Below are 19,854 nucleotides of genomic sequence, written 5' to 3'. Positions count from 1 at the left end.
GTGCAGAGGCCCCCAACGGCTGCTTACTGCTTACCGCACAGCGGGACCAGCTTCTGCTCATCCTCGGAGAGGCTGGGGCCGGGTGTGGGAGTCGGTGCGGTCTTGGACTTGTTCTTGTCGGTCGTGCTGTTCTTGTCGTCCTTGTTCGTGCCGGACGACGGGACGGTCGGGTCCGGGGTCGGCGCCGTGCGCAGCCCGGTCGAGCCACCCGCCTCACCCTCGCCCGTCTTGGCGTTGTTCTCGCGCTCGACCTCGCGGCGCTCGGCGTCCTTCTTGCACGCCGACGCCTGCAGACCCAGCTCGTCGATCTTGTCCTGCGCCCCGCTCAGGTCGCCCCCGGGAATGGTGGCCTCGACCTGCTTGCGCTGGTAGGGCGGCAGGTACTTGAGTTCGATCTCGGGGTGGTCCTTCTCGACCTTCGAGAGACTGACCCAGGCCAGGTCCTGGTCGATGCCCCGGTAGAGCGCGATGTGCTCGTCCTTCGTGCCCACGTAGTACTGGGTCTGCGTCCAGCGATAGCCGCCGTAGAGACCACCGCCGATGACGGCAAGGGCAAGGACTGCGTAGAGCGATCTCTTGAGCCATTTGCGGCCGCCGCGGGGCTTCACGAAATCGTCGTCGTCGTACGCCCCGAAGCTGCCCTCGGGGACATACCCCGCGGGGTCGCCGCTTCCGGGCGGCCCGAAGCCGCCTCCTCCGGAGGGCTGCGGCGGCACTGGACGGCCGAGCCCGGACGCGCGGCCCGCCGGCGTCTGCATGGCGCCGTCGTCCTGCGACTGGAGCTGGTTCTCGGCGACCGCGCCGACCACCACCGGAGTGTCGGAGAGCTGGCCCGCGAGGGTGTCGCCACTGTCGATGTCCAGGACATCGGCGACGATCACAGTGATGTTGTCGGGGCCGCCGCCGCGCAGCGCGAGCTGGATCAGCTCCTGCACGGTCTCCTGCGGGCCCTGGTAGGACGCGAGGGTGTCCTCCATGGTCTGGTGCGAGACGACCCCGGAGAGGCCGTCCGAACAGATCAGGTACCGGTCGCCGGCGCGGACCTCACGGATGGAGAGATCGGGCTCGACGTGATCACCGCTGCCCAGCGCGCGCATCAGCAAGGAGCGCTGCGGGTGGGTCGTGGCCTCTTCCTCGGTGATACGGCCCTCGTCGACCAGACGCTGCACCCAGGTGTGGTCCTGGGTGATCTGCGTGAGCACCCCGTCCCGCAGCAGATACGCGCGCGAGTCACCGACGTGTACGAGGCCCAGCCGCTGCCCCGTCCACAGGAGGGCGGTCAGGGTCGTCCCCATGCCCTCGAGCTGCGGGTCCTCCTCGACCATCAACCGCAACTGGTCGTTGGCCCGCTGCACGGCCGTGCCGAGGGACGTCAGGATGTCCGAGCCCGGTACGTCGTCGTCGAGCGTGACGAGCGTCGAGATCACCTCGGAGCTGGCCACCTCACCGGCGGCCTGGCCCCCCATGCCGTCGGCAATGGCGAGGAGACGAGGGCCGGCGTAACCGGAATCCTCGTTCCCCTCCCGGATCATGCCTTTGTGCGATCCGGCGGCGAAGCGCAAAGACAGACTCATGCGCACCTCGCCCGTCGGCTCCGGGTACATCCGCACGGTGCCCACCCTCCGGTCGGGAGCGCGCCGGCGTCCAGTGCCTGGACAGCCGCTTCGGCTCGCTCGCTCCGCTCGCTCATTGTCGTACTACTTCCGCAGCTCGATGACGGTCTTGCCGATGCGGATCGGCGCGCCCAGCGGAACGGGCGTCGGGGTGGTGAGTCGGGTCCGGTCCAGATACGTGCCATTGGTGGACCCGAGATCCTCGACGATCCACTGGCCGTCACGGTCCGGATAGATCCTGGCATGCCTGCTGGAGGCGTAGTCGTCGTCCAGCACGATCGTGGAGTCGTGCGCGCGGCCCAGCGTGATGGTCTGCCCCTGCAGCGCGACCGTCGTCCCGGCGAGGATGCCCTCGGAGACGACGAGCTTGCTGGGGGCGCCACGACGCTGGCGGCCGCCACCGCTCTGCTGCTGGCGCTGCGGCGGTGCTGCCGCTTGCTGCTGTTGGCGAGCGGCCTGCTGCGGCCGCTCCCGGCGCGAACCGCGCTGTGTGACACGCGTTCCGAACAGATCGCTGCGAATGACCTGGACGGCCACGATCACGAACAGCCACAGAACGGCCAGGAAACCTAGCCGCATGACCGTCAGGGTCAGCTCTGACATTGCCCCCGCTTCACCCTTCGGCTTGCCGATAAACGATGGTGGTTTGGCCCACGACGATCCGCGAGCCGTCGCGGAGCGTAGCGCGGGTGGTGTGCTGCCCGTCTACCACGATGCCGTTGGTAGACCCGAGATCCTGGATCGTCGAGGGCGTTCCGGTCCGGATCTCACAGTGCCGACGCGATACGCCGGGGTCGTCGATCCGCACATCGGCGTCGGTGCTGCGTCCCAGCACCAGCGTCGGGCGGGAGATCTGATGGCGGTTGCCGTTGATCTCGATCCAGCGCCGCACCTGGGCGCCCGGAAGAGGACCGGCTCCGGGGCCCGCGGGCCTGCTCGGAACCGGGGACTGGCCGCCGGGGCGGCCCCCGCCGGGCGGCGGTGCCGCCGGCATGGGAGGAGCACCGGCGCCGGGAGCGCCAGGAGCCCCGGGAGTGCCGGGAGCACCGGAAGGCGGCTGCGGATAGCCATAGCCGCCGCCTGCGCCGCCCGCGCCGCCACCGGCACCGCGGCCGGGGGCCGCGGCGCCGCCGGGCACGGGGCCCGCGGGGCTCTCGGGAGTCTGGGAGGAGCTGGAGGCGAGCGTCCGGCTCCGCACGCGGTACAGACCGGTGTCGAGGTCGTCGGCCTTCTCCAGGTGGACCTTGATGGGCCCCATGAAGCTGTAGCGCTGCTGCTTGGCGTAGTCGCGCACCATGCTGGAGAGCTCGTCGCCGAGCTGCCCGGAGTAGGGGCTGAGACGCTCGAAGTCGGGTGCGCTGAGCTCCACGATGAAATCGTTGGGGACGACGGTCCGCTCGCGGTTCCAGATCGTGGCGTTGTTGTCGCACTCCCGCTGGAGGGCGCCGGCGATCTCGACGGGCTGGACCTCGGACTTGAACACCTTGGCGAAGGTGCCGTTGACCAGACCTTCAAGTCGCTGTTCGAACTTCTTCAGGACTCCCATGGGGCACCTCCTCCGTCGTAGTCATCCTGGTACTGCTTACTGATCGTATCCACGCGCCGGGAAATCGGCTGGTTCCCCCTGTCCGCACGGTCGACGAGTGTCGCCTCTCACAAGAACTCCCCGCACCTGCCCCGAAGATCCTCCCAGGACCCTGACGGAACCCTGATTTTCGGGCCCCGGAACCCTTCCGGGCAGCTACTCGGTACGCCTGCTCGAACTTCCTCTTACCCGGGATCGTAGAGGGGGCTCAGAGTCAGTGTCCCGCACCTGGCCGTGGAGCCGGTCCCGCGCCCTTCCGCCGGCCTTGACTCGTGCCGCCCCGAGGCCTTGCCGTGGCCGGAGGGGCGTGGGATGCGGGTGCGGGGCTGGAGAGCTATGGGGCGAGGGGGCGAGGCAGGGGCGGATGTGGCTCTGGATGTGGCTGTGGATGTGGCTGTGATCGGGGGCGGGGTCGGGGGCTGGATCCCTCACACATTCTTCGACGCGTGCGGACCGTCGGGCGTGGTCGGAGCCGCATCTCCGCTGGGCCGCGGCCGAACCCTTGATGCAGGTGCCCGCCCTGAACGGAGGTGAATCCACCCGGAGCAGCGTGCTAATCTTCTGGATGTCGGAAGGCGCTCGCAGCACACCGCGAGAGAGCCCAAAGACAACACCCATGCGCGGGTGGCGGAATAGGCAGACGCGCTGGATTCAGGTTCCAGTGCCCGAAAGGGCGTGGGGGTTCAACTCCCCCCTCGCGCACCATGAGGAAGCGGTCCTCCTCCGGATGAAGATCCGGAGGAGGACCGCTTCTTTTGTGTCTATGGGCGGTCATTCGATGGGGTCGGGGCGCCCCGATGACTTCCCTCCGATAGTGCCGTGATGTATGTCACCCGGGTTATCCACAGGCTCTGACGGCCGCCGGAGCCCGGCGGTACCTTCGAAGCCAGGTCGACGGGCGACCAGCGGGGGGCGATGGCATGGCGAAGCAGGGTGGGACCGGGTCGGGCGGGGCCGGGGCGGGCAGGGCGGTGCCCGGTCCGCGGGGGCGGCGAGCCGGACGGCTGCCGAGCGTGCCGGGGTTCGCGCAGTGGCCCGCACAGTCGGCACCCGGGGCCGGGTCGCCGAAGAGCGAGGGCAAGACGATTCGAGCACGGGTGCCCCGCGACGCGCACGCGGAGTTCAAGATCCGTGACGGACGGCCCGACCCCGTGACCGCGGTGCAGAAGACCAACCGCGGCAGGCTCCCCGAGCTCACACCGATCAGGACCGGCAGGATGGCCGCCTCTCCCTTCGCCTTCCTGCGCGGCTCCGCCGGTCTCATGGCGTACGACCTGGTGTCCACGCCCCACACCGGCATAGGCGCGCAGATATGCGGAGACGCGCACGCCGGGAACTTCGGGCTCTACGGAGACGCGCGCGGCGGCCTCATCATCGACCTGAACGACTTCGACGAGACGGCGCACGGCCCCTGGGAATGGGACCTCAAGCGCCTCGCCGTCTCACTGGTCCTGGCCGGGCGCGAGGCGGGCGCGGGCGACGACGTCTGTGAGGCCGCCGCACGGGACGCCGTCGGCGCCTACCGCCGCACCATGCGACTGCTCGCGAAGCTGCCGGCCCTCGACGCGTGGAACGCCATCGCCGACGAGGAGTTGGTCTCGCACACTGACGCTCGTGACCTGCTCGGCACCCTGGAGAAGGTCGCAGAAAAGGCCAGGCAGAACACGAGCGCCCGGTTCGCGGCCAAAGCGACCGAGCGGGTCGAAGGCCCCGACGGTTTTGAGGGGCGGCGTTTCATCGACGCCCCGCCCGTGCTGCGACGCGTCCCGGACGCGGAGGCCGCCGCCGTGGCCGGCTCGCTCGGGGAGTATCTGCGCACGCTGACGGAGGACCGGCTTCCGCTGCTCGCTCGGTACGCGATACAGGACGTGGCATTCCGCGTCGTGGGCACAGGCAGCGTCGGCCTGCGGTCCTACGTGGTCCTGCTGCTCGACCACCGGGGCGAGCCGCTGGTGCTCCAGGTCAAGGAGGCGCGGACATCAGCACTGGCCCCGCATCTGCCCGAGGCCGGCTTCAAGGCGCCCGAGGCGATGCACGAGGGGCACCGCGTGGTGCTCGGCCAGAAGCGGATGCAGGTCGTCAGCGACTTCCTGCTCGGCTGGACGACAGTGGACGGCCTTCCCTACCAGGTACGGCAGTTCAGGAACCGCAAGGGCAGCGTCGACCCGGCGGCCCTGTCCGCCGACCAGGTGGACGACTACGGCCGCATGACAGGAGCCCTGCTGGCCCGCGCCCACGCGCACAGCGCGGACCCACGGCTCATAGCCGGCTACTGCGGCAAGAACGACGAACTGGACGAGGCGATGACCCGCTTCGCCACGGCATACGCGGACCGCACGGAGAAGGACCACACGCTGCTCGTGCGCGCGGTCAAGGAGGGGCGGGTGGCGGCTGAGGCGGGAGTGTGAGGGTGCGATGGCGAAGGGGGACGGGGCGCCGCGTGGCCTAGGCTGGACGAGTGACGACGCCGGAAGCCGAGCCTACGCAGCCCGAGACGCCTGAGACGCCCGAGACCTCCACCGAGGGAGCGCGGCAGTTGGGCGCCGATGGGCGGCTCAAGGACCAGCTCAAGGACCAGCTCAAGGAACGGCTCAGGGCACGCTCCGAGGAGCGCCGGGAGCAGGCCGCCGCGCCCGGGGCCGAGGCTGCGGAGGAGCCCGTCGAGCGGCCCGAGGCGCGGCTGGAGCGGGCCGTGCGCGCCGCTGAGCAGGCGTTGATCGAGTACGAGATCGCGCTGGAGACCTTCCGCGTGGAGGTCGAGAACTTCTCCCGCCTGCACCACCAGAAGCTCGGCCCGATGTACGCGCGCCTCGACGAGCTGGACGCACGGATCGCCGAGGCGACCGCGGAGCGCACCGGCGACCCCGAGGACGTGGCCAAGGCGGAGGAGGCGCGGGCGAGGGTGATGCCCATGCCGGGCGTCGAGGAGCTGTTCCACGGCTGGATGGACGGCGAGGGGCTCTACCCCGAGGCCGCCGCGATGCTCACCGACCAGTCCGTGCGGCCGCCGCAGCGGGTGCGCCCCGGCGAGGAGGCCCGCAAGCTCTACCGCGAGCTGGTCCGCAAGGCCCACCCCGACCTGGCGCAGGAGGAGGATGAGCGGCAGCGGCGCGAGGAGTTCATCACCCGCGTCAACGCCGCGTACGCCCGCGGTGACGCCGAGCTGCTGCGGGAGCTGTCCGAGGAGTGGGCCGCGGGGCCCGTTCCGGAGGAGATGCGGCTCACTCACAGCGAGGAGCTGTACGCGCGCCTGGAGTGGCTCTCCCAGCGCAAGGAACTGCTCTCCGTCCTCGCCAAGGAGCTGGAGGAGAGTGCGATCGGCGGGATGCTGCGGCTGGCTCCGGATGACCCGGACGCGCTGCTCGATGAGATCGCCGAGCAGCTCCTCGCTCAGGTCGCCGAGCGCGAGACCGAGCTGGAGCGGCTGACCGCATAGCGGGGCGCTCGTACGTTTCTTCGGGCGCAGTGCTGCCCGGGGCTCGCCTTTGGTCGGGTAGCGTCGGGGTATGGCTTTTGGATCAGATGTGCCCACGGTCGGTGTCGACGATCTCGCGGACGGCGACTTTCTGCTGGATGTCCGTGAGGACGACGAATGGCGGGCGGGTCACGCCGCGGGCGCGCTGCACATTCCGATGAGCGACTTCGTGTCCCGCTACGGCGAGTTGACCGAGGCCGCCCCGCAGGACGGCAGGGTCCATGTGATCTGCCGGTCCGGTGGCCGCTCCGCCCAGGTCACGATGTATCTGGCGCAGCAGGGCATCGACGCCGCGAATGTCGCGGGCGGCATGGAGGCCTGGGCCGCCGCGGGCCGCCCGGTCGTCGATGCCAAGGGCGAGCCGGGTTCGGTCGTCTAGTCGGCTGCTGCCCATCTGCTGTTCAGCTGAGTGGGTGGGCGGCGAGCAGGTCGCCCAGGGCTTCTTCGTGGGCTGCCGCGGGGCCGAGGGACAGCTCAAGCTGTTTGGCCCAGGCGTGGTAGCGGTGCAGGGGGTAGTCGGTGTCGGCGCCGAAGCCTCCGTGCAGGTGTTGCGCCGTCTGTACGACTCTTCGTACGCCGTCCGACGCCCAGATCTTGGCGACCGCCACATCTCCGGCGGTGGGCAGGGCGCCGTCCGCTCCGGTACTGATGCGCCAGGCGGCCTGCCAGAGGGTGGCTTCCATGGCCCGTAGGTCGATGTAGCGGTCGGCGGCCTGCACTGCCACTGCTTGGAACGTGGCGATGGGGTGGCCGAACTGTTCGCGCTTGCTGGTGTAGGCGCTGGTCATGCCGAGTACGCCTTCGCCGAGGCCCAGCGCGAGCGCGCAGGTGCCCGTGGCGAGCAGGTCGCGCAGCCGGTCCCAGGCTCCTTCCGCCTCGATGACGTCGGCGGGGCCGAGGCGTACGGCGTCCAGATGGAGTTCGCCGAGGCGCTCGCCACTGGTCGAGATCTGTTCGCCGAGTGTGAGGCCTTCGCGGTCGCGGGGGATGAGCGCGACGACGGTGCGGCCGTCGGGCGTGTGGGCGGGGGCGGCGATGAAGTCGGCGTTGTGTGCCCAGGGCACGCCTGTCTGTAGTCCGTTCAGGGTCCAGGTGTCGCCGTCGCGCTGGGCGGTGGTGGCGAGTTCTGCCCGGTCGTGGCCCGTCCTGCCGTTGGCCGCGACGGTCAGGACGATTTCGCCGCGGGCGGCCCGGGGCAGGATCCGCTGCCGCAATTCGGCGTTGCCGTGTGCTTGTACGGTCGCCGCGGCGGCGCTGCTCTCCAGCAGCGGAACCCGTGCCAGTACTTTCGCCGATTCGCGGAGTACGAGGCACAGGGCGATGGCGTCGAGGTCCACGCCGCCGTGGTCGGAGCCGATGAGCAGGCCGAGCAGGTCGGAGTCGGCGAGCTTGGCCCACAGGGCGCGGTCGAAGTCCTCGGCGACGGCGCCGGGGGTGAGGGCCGGGCTTGGCACCGTGTCCGGCGCGACGTCGGCGAAGACCGCTTTGGCCGCTTCGACCACGGCCTGCTGTTCCTCGGTGAAGGTGAAGTCCACAGCCTGTCACTGTCCTTCCGCGCACCGGCCTCTAACTGACGGGTCGTCAAGATAGAACAGGTTCTAGAGGAAGGGAACAGTGCTGCCCCGGTGGTTCGGGATGGGCCCCGGTGGTTCGGGATGGGGCGTGGCGGGGTCAGCGGTCGAAGTCCAGCTCCACGGTGTCCGTGGTCGGACGGGACTGGCAGGCCAGTACGTACCCGGCTTCTGTCTCCTCCGGTTCCAGTGCGTAGTTGTGGTCCATCCGGACCTCACCGGAGACCCGGAAGGCGCGGCAGGTCCCGCAGACTCCGCCCTTGCAGGCGTAGGGCGCGTCGGCGCGGTTGCGCAGCACCGTTTCGAGCAGGGTCTCGCCGCCCTGGACGGGCCAGGTGCCCGAGCGGCCGTCGAGGGTCACGGTCACCGTGCTGTGCGCGGGTGCGGTGGTCAGCGATGTGGCGGGGGACGCGGTGGCCACGCCTCCGTCCACGTGGAATATCTCCTCGTGGATGCGTCGGCGGGCCACGCCGAGGTCGCGCAGAGCGTGCTCCGCGCCCTGCACCAGGCCGAGCGGGCCGCACAGGAACCAGCCGTCGACCTCCGCCACGGCCAGCAGGGCCGGCAGGAGCCGCGCAAGGCGCTGCTCATCGAGCCGACCGGAGTCGAGACCCGCCTGTTGTTCCTCGCGGGACAGCACGGTCACCAGTTGGAACCGTCCTGGCCAGCGGTCCTTGAGGTCGGCCACCTCCTCGAGGAACATCGTCGAGGCGGCGGTGCGGTCGCTGCGGATGAGACAGAACTGGGCCTGCGGCTCGCGCTCCAGGAGCGTCGTGACGATGGAGAGCACGGGGGTGATGCCGCTGCCGCCGACTATCGCCGCATAGCGGCCGGGAGCCGGGTCGAGCGTGAACCGGCCGGCGGGGGTCATCACGTCCAGCTCGTCGCCGACGCCGAGCTCCTTGAAGGCGTACGTGGAGAAGGCGCCGTCCTCGACGAGCCGCACCCCGACCTTCAGTGTCCCGGGACCGGGGGCGTCGGCGCGTGGGGCGGGGGAACAGATCGAGTACGTACGCCGGATCTCCGTGCCGTCGGCGAGGCGGCGCAGGGCGAGGTGCTGGCCCGGCGTGAAGCGGAACTCCTCGCGCAGCGATGGCGGCACGTCGAAGGTCAGCGTCACGGAGTCGTCGGTGAGCCGGTCGACGGCCGCTACCCGCAGCGGGTGGAAGCGGGCCATCACAGCTCCTTGAAGTGGTCGAAGGGTTCGCGGCAGGAGGTGCAGCGGCGCAGCGCCTTGCAGGCGGTGGAGGAGAAGCGGCTGAGCAGCTCGGTGTCGGTCGAGCCGCAGTGCGGGCAGCGGATCGAGAGGCTGAGCGGCACGGGGCCGTCCGCCGCGTGCGAGCGGGGAGGCGCTATGCCGAACTCCGCGAGTTTGCGGCGGCCTTCGGCGCTGATGTCGTCCGTCGACCAGGCGGGGGAGAGCACGGTGCGCACCGTGACCTCGGCCATGCCGTGCTCGTGCAGTACGTGCTCGATGTCGGAGGACATGACTTCGATCGCCGGGCAGCCGGTGTACGTCGGGGTCAGCTCGACGTCGACCTTGCCGGGCGCGACGATTCGCACTCCGCGCACCACGCCGAGGTCGGCGAGGGACAGCACGGGCAGCTCCGGGTCGGGCACCGATCCCGCGAGGGCGAAGAGCTCCGCCTCCAGGGCGGTGGGCGTGGTCGTCACCATGACGCCCCCGGGTGGCTGCGGTGCAGGTGCTGCATCTCGGCGAGCATGCGTCCGAACGGCTCGGTGTGCAGGCCTTGGCGTCCGGCGCCGGCCGTCCATGCGCCGCTCTGCGGCCCGGGGGGCACGGTGAGCGTCGCCCGCTCGATGACCGCTGTGACCGAAGCCGTCCAGCTCTCGCGCAGCGCCGCGCTGTCGACGTCCAGGCCGGCTATGGGCTGGAACATCTCGCCGGTGAACCGCCACAGGGCATCGAGGCCGCGCTGCATGCGGGCGTGGCTCTCGGCGGTGCCGTCGCCGAGGCGCAGGGTCCACTGCTCGGCGTGGTCCTGGTGGTAGGCCACTTCTTTGACGGCCTTCGCGGCCAGGGGTGCCAGCTCGCCGTCCGAAGCCGCCAACTGCCCGTACAGCAGTGTTTGGTAGGTGGAGAAGTAGAGCTGGCGGGCGATGGTGTGGGCGAAGTCGCCGTTCGGCTGTTCGACGAGCTGGAGGTTGCGGAAGGCGCGCTCCTCGCGGAGATACGCCAGCTCGTCCTCGTCGCCGGCCGAGGAGAGCAGGATGCGGGCCTGGCCCAGGAGGTCCAGGGCGATGTTCGCCAGGGCGACCTCTTCTTCGAGGACGGGGGCGTGTCCCGCCCACTCCCCCAGACGGTGCGAGAGCACCAGGGCGTCGTCTCCCAGGGCGAGGGCTGCGGCCTCGGCCTGGCTGTCCGTCGGAGTCGATGTGGTGGTCACAGGTGCTTCACTCCCTCCGGGATGTCGTAGAACGTCGGGTGGCGGTAGGGCTTGTCGCCCGCCGGCTCGAAGAAGGAGTCCTTCTCGTCGGGCGAGGAGGCGGTGATCGCGGTGGAGGGCACGACCCACAGGGAGACGCCTTCGCTCCTGCGGGTGTAGAGGTCGCGGGCGTTGCGCAGAGCCATCTCGGCGTCCGGCGCGTGCAGGCTGCCCGCGTGGGTGTGGGAGAGGCCTCGGCGGGAGCGGACGAAGACTTCCCACAGTGGCCAGTCGGTCGAGCTGTTCATGCTGTCGCCTCTCCGTGCGTGATGACGGCTGCGGTCGCACTCGCGGCGCTCGCTTGCTTCGTGGCGTACGCGGCCGCGGCCTCCCTGACCCAGGCGCCTTCCTCATGGGCCTGCCTGCGCTGGGTGATGCGCTGGTCGTTGCAGGGGCCGTTGCCCTTGAGGACGTCCCAGAACTCGGTCCAGTCGATGGGGCCGAAGTCGTGGTGTCCCCGCGCCTCGTTCCACGCCAGGTCAGGGTCGGGGAGGGTCAGGCCGAGCGATTCGGCCTGGGGGACGCATATGTCCACGAAGCGCTGGCGCAGCTCGTCGTTCGAGTGGCGTTTGATCTTCCATGTCATCGACTGCTCGGAGTGCGACGACTCGTCGTCGGGCGGGCCGAACATCATCAGCGAGGGCCACCACCAGCGGTTCACCGCGTCCTGCGCCATCTCGTGCTGGGCCTGGGTGCCGCGGCTGAGGGCGAGCAGCGACTCGTACCCCTGGCGCTGGTGGAAGGACTCCTCCTTGCAGACGCGGACCATCGCGCGTGCGTAGGGGCCGTACGAACAGCGGCACAGGGGGACCTGGTTGGTGATCGCGGCGCCGTCCACGAGCCAGCCGATCGCGCCTACGTCGGCCCAGGTCAGGGTGGGGTAGTTGAAGATCGAGGAGTACTTCTGGCGGCCCGAGTGGAGCTTGTCCAGCAGCTCGTCGCGGCTGGTGCCGAGGGTCTCCGCCGCGCTGTAGAGATACAGGCCGTGTCCGGCCTCGTCCTGCACCTTGGCCATGAGGATCGCCTTGCGCCGCAAGGAAGGCGCGCGCGTGATCCAGTTCGCCTCCGGCTGCATGCCGATGATCTCTGAGTGTGCGTGCTGCGCGATCTGCCTGACCAGGGACGCGCGGTAGGCATCCGGCATCCAGTCGCGCGGCTCGATGCGCTCTTCGGCGGCGACCGCCTCGTCGAAGGCGGCCTGCTGCGCCGCCGTGCGCGCGGCCGTCGACCCGGCCCCGGCGGGCTCCGTCTCGGCCGCTTTCTGTGCGGCTGCTGTGGCCATTTCGGTCCCCCTCGACCTGAGCGAACCGCCCGACCGATCGTTCGGTTCGTTGGATTCAATGGTGCGGCGCGGCGCCATAGGGTGTCAACCCTGTGGATAACTTCACGGACGCTGTGCGCCGCGGGCAGGCCTGAGTACCGTTCCGGCGGCAGGGTGTGGAGCGGATTCGGGGAACGGGGCGGAATGAGCGGGTACGACAAGGACTCCGGCGGTGGGTCCGCCGGACCTGACGGGCCCGGTTCGGCGCATGAGCCACGACGGGCTGCCACGCCGAGCGCGTCCGCCGAACGGGTGGCGGTGGAGGGCTCGAACCCGGAACCTGAATCGGGCCCCCCGCCCCGCACAGGCATCGCCGACCTCAAGCTCGGCTATCAGATCGCCGCCGCCTGTGCCCTCGCGTTGGTCGCCGTGGCCGCGTGCGTCCACGTGGCGATGCTCTTCCTCCACGTCGCCCCCTCGAACACCGCGACCAAGCAGCACGGCGATGTGATCGACGAGTGGATCTATCCCGAGTTCGAGCAGAACTGGAAGCTGTTCGCCCCCAACCCGCTCCAGCAGAACGTCGCCGTGCAGGTCAGGGCGGAGCTCGACACGGAGAAGGGGACGGTGGCGACCACCGACTGGTACGACCTCTCGGCGCAGGACGGCGCCGCCATCGACGGCAATCTGCTGCCCAGCCACACGCAGCAGAACGAGCTGCGCCGCGCCTGGGACTTCTACGTCGGTTCGCACGACGCGCAGAATCGTCCCCTTGGCCTGCGCGGGCAGCTCTCGGAGGACTACGTCCGCCGGATCGCGTACATGCGGCTCGACCGGGAAAGCCCGGGCGGCGAGGGCGACGAGATCGTGCGCGTGCAGGTGCGCTCCAGGACGACGAACGTGCGGCCCCCGCGGTGGAGCGAGGAGAAGGTGTCCACGAAGCCGGTCTACCGCCAGCTTCCGTGGTGGACGGTGACCCCGGACGACCTGCCGCTCACCGGTGGGGCAGGCGACAGGGACGCCGCTGACGGTGAGCGCGCGGGTGCGAAGGGAGCCGGCCGGTGACCCGTATCGAGCGCCCCTTCGCGCGCGGACTCGGCCATGTCACCGGGTTCGCCCTGGGGCCGTACCAGACGGCGATCGTGCGCATCGGCTTCGCCGCCACCTGGCTCTTCTTCCTGCTGCGCGAACTCCCCCACCGCCATGAGCTGTACGGGCCCGACAGCCCCTGGAAATGGGACATGGCGCAGCAGCTCATCGCGGGCAATGGTGCCTTCACCGCGCTGATGTGGTCGGACGGGCGTGTCTGGTTCGAGATCGTCTACGCGGTCGCGGTGCTGAGCAGTGCGCTGCTGATGCTCGGCTGGCGCACGCGCGCCATGTCCGTGCTCTTCATGGTCGGTGTGCTGTCGCTGCAGAACCGCAGCATCTTCATCGGTGACGGCGGTGACAACGTCATCCACCTCATGGCCACCTACCTGGTGCTCACCCGGTGCGGCCAGGTCTGGTCACTGGACGCGCGGCGTGCTGCACGCGCGCGTGCACGCGTACATGTACGTATACGGGACGCGGGCGACGCCAGGGACGCGGGGGACGCCAGGGAGGCGGGGGACACGGGGGACGCCAGGGAGGCGGAAGCGGCGGCGGTCGGGCCGGTCTCCGGAGTGCCGGTCGACCGGGTGGGGCCCGTTCTGTGGTCGGTGCTGGGCCTCATGCTGGTGGCCGTGACCTTCATGGGCGAGCTGAGCGGCCGCTGGCTGGTCATCTTCTGGGGGATCCTCGCGGTGCACGGCCTGTGGTGGGCCGTGGGGCGGCGCGCCCCGCACAGTGAACTCCGCAAGCTCCTCGACGTCGTCGCCAACCTCGTCCACAACGCGGGGCTGCTCATCATCATGGTCGAGGCCTGCCTCATCTACGCGACGGCCGGCTGGTACAAGGTCCAGGGCAGCCGCTGGCAGGACGGCACGGCCGTCTACTACCCGCTGAAACTCGACTACTTCTCCCCGTGGCCCGCCCTGTCCGAGCTGCTCGCCTCCCACGGCTTGATCCTGCTGGCCGTGACATACGGGACGGTCATCGTGCAGGTGGCCTTCCCCTTCACCCTCTTCAACCGCCGGGTCAAGAACGTCCTGCTCACGGCGATGATGTTCGAACACGCCGTCATCGCGGTCGTCCTCGGGCTGCCGTTCTTCTCCCTCGCGATGATCACCGCCGACGCGGTGTTCCTGCCGACGTCGTTCCTGCGGCGTCTGGGCGGCCGGGTGGCACGCGCGCGTGACGGGGCGAAGGCCCTCGTCGCCGCCCGTCTTCCACTTCCGCGCCATGACGCCATGCCCGAGCAGCGGGCCGGGGGCCGGTCACAGGACACGGAAACGGCTGAGCACGCGCGCGTAGGCTTCACTCCATGAACAGCACTTCCGGGGCGGACCCGGGCGACGCCGTGCGTACCTGGCGCGGGCTCGCGGACACCTGCGTGCTGCTCGACGGCTTCCACGCGATCAAGCACGCCCTGCGCTTCGGCGCACGGATTCCGGCCGCGCTGACCAGCGACAGGGCCGGTGTGCTGGCCCTCGCGGACGAGCTGGCGCCGGATGTGCGGCAGGCGCTGGAGACCCTGGTGGTGCCGGTCGAGGACGAGCGGCTGCGGGCGCTGGTGCCGCGTCTGCACCCCACGGCGGTCGCCGCCCTCGCCGAGCGCCCGCCGCGTGCCGACAACCTGGAGGCGCTGGGGCACCTGCCGAGGGCCGCGCCGGTCATCGTGCTCGACGACCCCCGCAACCTCGGCAACGCGGGCGCCGTGATCCGGCTCGCCGCCGGATTCGGGGCGACCGGTGTCGTCACCACCGGAACGCTCGACCCCTGGCACCCGACCGTCGTACGCGGTGGCGCGGGTCTGCACTTCGCGACGGCCGTGGAGCGGATGGAGGCCACCGCGCTGCCGCCGGGGCCGGTGTTCGCGCTCGACGCCGAAGGGCAGGACATCCGGGGACTGAAGCTCCCCGACGACGCCCTGCTCGCCTTCGGCTCCGAACGCAGCGGCCTTTCCGCGGCGCTGCGCGAGCGTGCGGACCACCTGGTGTCGCTGCCGATGCGTCCGCAGGTCTCCAGCTACAACCTGGCGACGAGCGTGGGCATGACGCTCTTCCACTGGTCGGCGGGCAGGCCCCCCGGCTCGGAGGCCTGAACCCGCCGCCGGCCGGGCCTGCCGATCGCCGGCCCGGACGGTCCCAACGTCACGCGTCCTTGCGGATCTCCACCACGCGGAAGCGGTTGGCCACGAACGCGCTGTCGCACAGGGCGGCGTTCGCCGCCGGGTTGCCGCCCGAGCCGTGGAAGTCCGAGAACGCCGCCGTCTGGTTCACATAGACGCCGCCCGTGAGGTTCAGCGACAACTGGGCGCACTCCTCCAGACAGGTCTCCTCCACGGCCGAAGCCACCTCTTCCGACGTGGTGTACGCGCCCACGGTCATCGCTCCCTTGGTGCGCACCGTCCGGCCGAGCAGCCGCACCGCGTCCGCCGCCGAGTCGACGGCGACCGCGAAGGAGACCGGGCCGAAGCACTCGCTGAGGTAGGCCGCCTCGGCGTCGGGCTTCGCACCGTCCAGCTTGACGATCACCGGGGTGCGCACCACGGCGTCCGGGAAGTCGGGGTTGGTGATCTCCTTGGAGGAGAGGGCCACCTCGCCGAGTCCCGAGGCCGCTTCGAGGCGGGCCTTCACGTCCGGATTGACCAGGGCGCCGAGGATGCCGTTCGCCCGGGCGTCGTCGCCGAGCAGGCCGCTGACCGAGGCGGCCAGGTCGGACACCACCGCGTCATAGGACTTGGCCCCGGCGTCCGTCTGGATGCCGTCGCGCGGGATCAGGAGGTTCTGCGGGGTGGTGCACATCTGACCGCTGTACAGCGACAGGGAGAAGGCGAGGTTCGCCAGCATCCCCTTGTAGTCGTCGGTCGACTCGACGACGACCGTGTTGACCCCGGCCTTCTCGGTGTAGACCTGCGCCTGGCGGGCGTTGGCCTCCAGCCAGTCGCCGAAGGCCGACGACCCGGTGTAGTCGATGATCTTGATCTCGGGGCGGGTGGCGAGCGTCTTGGCGATGCCCTCGTCCCGCCGCTCCGCGGCCAGGCACACGAGGTTCGCGTCGAAACCGGCCTCGGCGAGGACCTCGCGGGCGATCCGCACCGTGAGGGCGAGCGGCAGTACCGCGCGCGGGTGCGGCTTGACCAGGACGGGGTTGCCGGTCGAGAGCGAGGCGAAGAGACCGGGGTAGCCATTCCACGTCGGGAAGGTGTTGCAGCCGATCAGGAGCGAGATGCCGCGCGCCACGGGCGTGAACCGCTTCGTCATCGCGAGAGGGTCCCGCTTGCCCTGCGGCTTGTTCCACTCGGCGGTGCCGGGGGTGCGGGCCTGCTCGGCATACGCGTACGCCACCGCTTCGAGGCCGCGGTCCTGGGCGTGCGGGCCGCCCGCCTGGAAGGCCATCATGAAGGCCTGGCCGCTGGTGTGCATGACCGCGTGCGCGAACTCGTGGGTGCGGGCGCTGATCCGCGCCAGGATCTCCAGGCAGACCACCGCGCGCGTCTCCGCGCCCGCGTCCCGCCAGGCGCGCATTCCGGCGCGCATCGCCGGCAGCAGCGTGTCGATGTCCGGGTGGGGGTACGTGATGCCCAGCTCCGGTCCGTACGGCGAGACTTCGCCGCCCACCCAGTCGTCGGTGCCGGGCTGGTCGAGCTCGAAGCGAGCACCCTGGAGGGCGTCGAAGGCGGCCTTGCCCTCGGGCAGACTCAGGCTGCCGTCCTCGCCGTAGGCCTTGGGGTGCTCGGGGTGGGGGGACCAGTACGCGCGCGTGCGGATGGTCTCCAGCGCCTGATCGAGCGTGGGCCGGTGCTTCGCGATGAGCTGTTGCGCGGTGAGTTCGACGGCCATGGCAGGACCAACTCCTCGTCGGTCAGCTCTCCATCGAGCTGGCGAGCTGGGGCAGGAACGGTGGGCAGGAACAGTGGGCAGGGACTGTCTGACAGAGCTAGAGTAACCGAACGATCGGTCGGGACAAGAGGGTCCGCCAAACCTGTGGACAACTTCTCCACGCCACCCCAGGAACGCCGGCCGGCGGACCGTGCGGGAGGATCGCGAGCATGACAGCACTCGAGCTCAGCAGCGCCGTTGCCGTGGTCGGCACCGGAACCATGGGGCAGGGCATCGCACAGGTCGCCCTGGTGGCGGGCCACCCCGTGCGGCTGTACGACGCCGCGCCGGGCCGCGCCCGAGCGGCGGCCGACGCGATCGGCGCCCGCCTCGACCGCCTCGTCGAGAAGGGCAGGCTCACGGCCGAGGACCGCGCCGCCGCGGGCGCCCGGCTCACCCCTGCCGGTGGCCTCGCGGAGCTCGCCGACTGCGGCCTGGTCGTCGAGGCGGTACTGGAACGGCTGGACGTCAAGCAACAGCTGTTCCGGGAACTCGAAGACGTCGTCGCCGAGGACTGCCTGCTGGCCACCAACACCTCCTCCCTCTCCGTGACCGCCATCGCCGGCGCCCTGCGGGAACCCGGCCGCTTCGTGGGGCTGCACTTCTTCAACCCGGCGCCCCTACTTCCCCTCGTCGAGGTCGTCAGCGGCTTCGCGACCGAACAGGAGGCGGCCACGCGCGCGTATGCGACGGCGCAGGCATGGGGCAAGACTCCGGTGCGCTGCGCGGACACCCCCGGCTTCATCGTGAACCGCGTCGCCAGGCCCTTCTACGCCGAGGCGCTGCGCCTGTACGAGGAGCGGGTCGCGGACCCCGCCACGATCGACGCGGTCCTGCGCGAGTGCGGCGGCTTCAAGATGGGCCCCTTCGAGCTCACCGACCTCATCGGGCAGGACGTCAACGAAGCCGTCACGCGCTCCGTGTGGGAGTCGTTCTTCCAGGACCCCAAGTTCACCCCCTCCCTCGCCCAGCGGCGCCTGGTCGAGTCGCGGCGCCTGGGACGCAAGTCGGGCCGGGGCTGGTACGCGTACGGGGACGACGCCCCGCGCGCTGAGCCGCACACCGCGGCGCCCGCCGAGGCCCCCCGCTCCATCACCGTGCACGGCGACCTCTTTCCCGCGGACGCCCTGGTCGACCTCGCCGAGAAGGCGGGCATCCAGGTCCGGCACGGCCAGGACGTGCCGAGCCGCCACCCCGGTCACATCGAGCTGCCCAGCGGTGTGCGGCTCGCCCTGGCGGATGGTTCCGGCGCGGACACCGAGGCGGAACCGACCATCCACTTCGACCTCGCCCTCGACTACCGGGAAGCGACCCGCATCGCGCTCTCCCCGTCGAGCAGGGTGGGCCAACAGGGCCTGGGGGAGGCGATCGGCCTCTTCCAGGCGCTCGGCAAGAAGGTCAGCGTCATCGGGTACGCCCCGGGGATGATCGTGGCCCGCACCGTATGGATGCTCGTGGACTTCGCCATGGACGCCGTCGGGCGCGGCGTGGCGGACGCCGAGGACGTCGACACCGCCATGCGCCTCGGAGTGAACTACCCGCTCGGCCCGGTCGAATGGGGCCGCAGACTCACCACGTACCGAGTGGCCGGGGCGCTGGAGCTGCTGCACGAGGAGTACCCCACAGGGCGCTACGCCCCGTCCCAGGCCCTGCGGCGCCAGGCCGTGCGAGAGGAACACTCATGACCACCGCCCGGCGGGACACCTACACCCCGGAGACGCTGCTGAACGTGGCCGTCCGGGTCTTCAACGAGCGCGGTTACGACGGCACGTCCATGGAGCACCTCTCCAAGGCGGCCGGCATCTCCAAGTCCTCCATCTACCACCACGTGTCGGGCAAGGAAGAGCTGCTGCGCCGTGCGGTGAGCCGGGCGATCGACGGCCTCTTCGGCATCCTCGCCGAGGAGCACGCGCGCGTGGGCAGTGCGGTCGAGCGCCTGGAGTACGTCACGCGCCGCACCGTGGAGGTCCTCGTCGCCGAACTGCCGTACGTGACCCTGCTGCTGCGGGTGCGCGGCAACACGGACACCGAGCGGTGGGCCCTAGAGCGGCGGCGGGACTTCGACCAGCAGGTGGCCGAGCTCCTGAAGGAAGCCGTCGCGGACGGGGACCTGCGCTCCGACGTCGAGCTGCGCCTGGCCACCAGGCTGCTCTTCGGAATGATCAACTCCATCGTGGAGTGGTACCGGCCGGAGAGCCGGGGTGCGGCGAACGGCCAACAGATCGCCGACGCCGTGGTGCAACTGGCCTTCGCGGGCCTGCGCACCGTCCGCTGACAGACGGCGCGCCGACGGGCCTAGTTCTCCGCCTCCAGGTCGTCCTCCTCGAAGACCAGCAACGTACGCGTGCTGAGGACTTCGGGGATGGACTGGAGCCGGGTGAGCACCAGCTCCCGCAGGGCGCGGTTGTCCGGCGTGTGCACCAGGAGCAGTACGTCGAAGTCGCCGCTGACCAGTGCGATATGGGACGCACCGGGAAGTGCGCGCAACTGCTCGCGCACCGTGCGCCAGGTGTTCTGGACGATCTTGAGCGTGATGTACGCGGACGCGCCCTGCCCGGCGCGCTCGTGGTTGATGCGCGCCCCGAAGCCCCGGATGACGCCGTCGTCGATGAGGCGGTTGATGCGCGCGTAGGCGTTGGCGCGGGAGACGTGGACACGCTCGGCCACGGAACGTATCGACGCGCGACCGTCCGTATGCAGGATCTGGAGGATGTCCCGGTCGATGGCGTCCAGGGGCCGGGGTTCCGGCGGCTGCGGTTCCGGGCGATCGCTCTCGGGCCGGTCGGCCATTCGTTCAGATGCCATGTCCCCCCGCCTCCCTACCATGGACGTACTGCATCCATCCCAGGCTGTGGAGAACCGTTTGTCCACAGCCTGGGGGTGCCTGTAGCCAAAATGTGCCGACGACCGAACAATCGGTAGGTGAGGCGCGTCACAG

19 protein-coding genes and 1 tRNA gene are annotated in these 19,854 nt (G+C 70.4%); 9 read left to right on the top strand and 11 right to left on the bottom strand.

The window, feature by feature from the left end; all coding sequences use genetic code 11:
* Positions 1-23: 23 nt before the first annotated feature.
* From ACRAKF_RS19630 to ACRAKF_RS19620, 3 genes are all read right to left on the bottom strand, one after another.
* Positions 24-1,574, bottom strand: a complete 1,551-nt coding sequence (locus ACRAKF_RS19630) for a Stp1/IreP family PP2C-type Ser/Thr phosphatase (protein ID WP_447038471.1) — start codon at positions 1,572-1,574, stop codon at positions 24-26.
* Between the two features lie 123 nt (positions 1,575-1,697).
* Positions 1,698-2,216, bottom strand: a complete 519-nt coding sequence (locus tag ACRAKF_RS19625) for an FHA domain-containing protein FhaB/FipA (protein ID WP_447038470.1) — start codon at positions 2,214-2,216, stop codon at positions 1,698-1,700.
* Between the two features lie 10 nt (positions 2,217-2,226).
* Positions 2,227-3,159 carry an FhaA domain-containing protein gene (locus tag ACRAKF_RS19620; RefSeq protein WP_447038469.1) on the bottom strand — a complete coding sequence of 311 codons (933 nt, stop codon included), beginning with the start codon at positions 3,157-3,159 and terminating at the stop codon, positions 2,227-2,229.
* A 657-nt stretch (positions 3,160-3,816) separates the two neighbouring features.
* On the opposite strand from ACRAKF_RS19620, the gene ACRAKF_RS19615 reads away from it, so the two are divergent.
* The 4 genes from ACRAKF_RS19615 (at position 3,817) to ACRAKF_RS19600 (ending at position 7,052) form a co-directional block, all read left to right on the top strand.
* A tRNA-Leu gene (locus tag ACRAKF_RS19615) sits at positions 3,817-3,903 on the top strand.
* Positions 3,904-4,118: 215 nt separating this feature from the next.
* A complete protein-coding gene (locus tag ACRAKF_RS19610) occupies positions 4,119-5,606 on the top strand; it encodes a DUF2252 domain-containing protein (protein ID WP_447038468.1) in 1,488 nt (495 codons plus the stop codon).
* A gap of 50 nt (positions 5,607-5,656) precedes the next feature.
* Entirely contained in the window at positions 5,657-6,634 is a 978-nt protein-coding gene (locus ACRAKF_RS19605; protein ID WP_447038467.1) for a hypothetical protein, read from the top strand.
* A gap of 70 nt (positions 6,635-6,704) precedes the next feature.
* The gene (locus ACRAKF_RS19600) at positions 6,705-7,052 is read left to right on the top strand and encodes a rhodanese-like domain-containing protein (protein WP_447038466.1); all 348 of its coding nucleotides are present in this window, start codon (positions 6,705-6,707) and stop codon (positions 7,050-7,052) included.
* Positions 7,053-7,074: 22 nt separating this feature from the next.
* On the opposite strand, the gene ACRAKF_RS19595 is transcribed toward ACRAKF_RS19600, so the two are convergent.
* From ACRAKF_RS19595 to paaA, 6 genes are all read right to left on the bottom strand, one after another.
* On the bottom strand, positions 7,075-8,208 hold the full coding sequence (locus ACRAKF_RS19595; protein WP_447038465.1) for an acyl-CoA dehydrogenase family protein: 1,134 nt from the start codon (positions 8,206-8,208) through the stop codon (positions 7,075-7,077).
* A gap of 136 nt (positions 8,209-8,344) precedes the next feature.
* Positions 8,345-9,421 (bottom strand): 2Fe-2S iron-sulfur cluster-binding protein, encoded by a 1,077-nt coding sequence (locus ACRAKF_RS19590; protein ID WP_447038464.1) that lies wholly within the window; start codon positions 9,419-9,421, stop codon positions 8,345-8,347.
* Positions 9,421-9,921, bottom strand: coding sequence for a 1,2-phenylacetyl-CoA epoxidase subunit PaaD (paaD, locus tag ACRAKF_RS19585; RefSeq protein ID WP_447038463.1), 501 nt, complete (start codon positions 9,919-9,921; stop codon positions 9,421-9,423). The genes ACRAKF_RS19590 and paaD overlap by 1 nt, the downstream gene beginning before the upstream one ends.
* Positions 9,915-10,652, bottom strand: a complete 738-nt coding sequence (gene paaC / locus ACRAKF_RS19580; RefSeq protein WP_447038462.1) for a 1,2-phenylacetyl-CoA epoxidase subunit PaaC — start codon at positions 10,650-10,652, stop codon at positions 9,915-9,917. Before paaC ends, paaD begins: the two co-directional genes overlap by 7 nt.
* The gene (gene paaB / locus ACRAKF_RS19575; protein ID WP_447038461.1) at positions 10,649-10,939 is read right to left on the bottom strand and encodes a 1,2-phenylacetyl-CoA epoxidase subunit PaaB; all 291 of its coding nucleotides are present in this window, start codon (positions 10,937-10,939) and stop codon (positions 10,649-10,651) included. Before paaB ends, paaC begins: the two co-directional genes overlap by 4 nt.
* Positions 10,936-11,973, bottom strand: a complete 1,038-nt coding sequence (gene paaA / locus ACRAKF_RS19570) for a 1,2-phenylacetyl-CoA epoxidase subunit PaaA (protein ID WP_447038460.1) — start codon at positions 11,971-11,973, stop codon at positions 10,936-10,938. Before paaA ends, paaB begins: the two co-directional genes overlap by 4 nt.
* A gap of 183 nt (positions 11,974-12,156) precedes the next feature.
* Between paaA and ACRAKF_RS19565 the strand changes: the two genes are divergently transcribed.
* From ACRAKF_RS19565 to ACRAKF_RS19555, 3 genes are read left to right on the top strand one after another with little or no spacing between them, the layout of a single operon-like run.
* The gene (locus tag ACRAKF_RS19565; protein ID WP_447038459.1) at positions 12,157-13,017 is read left to right on the top strand and encodes a DUF5819 family protein; all 861 of its coding nucleotides are present in this window, start codon (positions 12,157-12,159) and stop codon (positions 13,015-13,017) included.
* Positions 13,014-14,360, top strand: a complete 1,347-nt coding sequence (locus tag ACRAKF_RS19560) for an HTTM domain-containing protein (RefSeq protein ID WP_447038458.1) — start codon at positions 13,014-13,016, stop codon at positions 14,358-14,360. The genes ACRAKF_RS19565 and ACRAKF_RS19560 overlap by 4 nt, the downstream gene beginning before the upstream one ends.
* Positions 14,357-15,136, top strand: coding sequence for a TrmH family RNA methyltransferase (locus tag ACRAKF_RS19555; RefSeq protein ID WP_447038457.1), 780 nt, complete (start codon positions 14,357-14,359; stop codon positions 15,134-15,136). Before ACRAKF_RS19560 ends, ACRAKF_RS19555 begins: the two co-directional genes overlap by 4 nt.
* A 49-nt stretch (positions 15,137-15,185) precedes the next feature.
* Here ACRAKF_RS19555 and paaN read toward each other — a convergent pair whose 3' ends face one another.
* A complete protein-coding gene (paaN, locus tag ACRAKF_RS19550) occupies positions 15,186-16,877 on the bottom strand; it encodes a phenylacetic acid degradation protein PaaN (protein ID WP_447038456.1) in 1,692 nt (563 codons plus the stop codon).
* Positions 16,878-17,086: 209 nt separating this feature from the next.
* On the opposite strand from paaN, the gene ACRAKF_RS19545 reads away from it, so the two are divergent.
* Together ACRAKF_RS19545 and ACRAKF_RS19540 are read left to right on the top strand one after the other, a co-directional pair.
* Positions 17,087-18,601, top strand: coding sequence for a 3-hydroxyacyl-CoA dehydrogenase (locus ACRAKF_RS19545; RefSeq protein WP_447038455.1), 1,515 nt, complete (start codon positions 17,087-17,089; stop codon positions 18,599-18,601).
* Entirely contained in the window at positions 18,598-19,191 is a 594-nt protein-coding gene (locus tag ACRAKF_RS19540) for a TetR/AcrR family transcriptional regulator (protein WP_447038454.1), read from the top strand. Before ACRAKF_RS19545 ends, ACRAKF_RS19540 begins: the two co-directional genes overlap by 4 nt.
* Positions 19,192-19,211: 20 nt before the next feature.
* On the opposite strand, the gene ACRAKF_RS19535 is transcribed toward ACRAKF_RS19540, so the two are convergent.
* Positions 19,212-19,721: an Lrp/AsnC family transcriptional regulator gene (locus ACRAKF_RS19535; protein ID WP_447038453.1), complete on the bottom strand. Its 510-nt coding sequence runs from the start codon at positions 19,719-19,721 to the stop codon at positions 19,212-19,214.
* Positions 19,722-19,854 lie beyond the last annotated feature (133 nt).

The organism is Streptomyces sp. DSM 118878 (assembly GCF_052936595.1).
The sequence above is the reverse complement of the archived record's forward strand: the minus strand, read 5'-3'. Positions and strand labels throughout refer to the sequence as shown.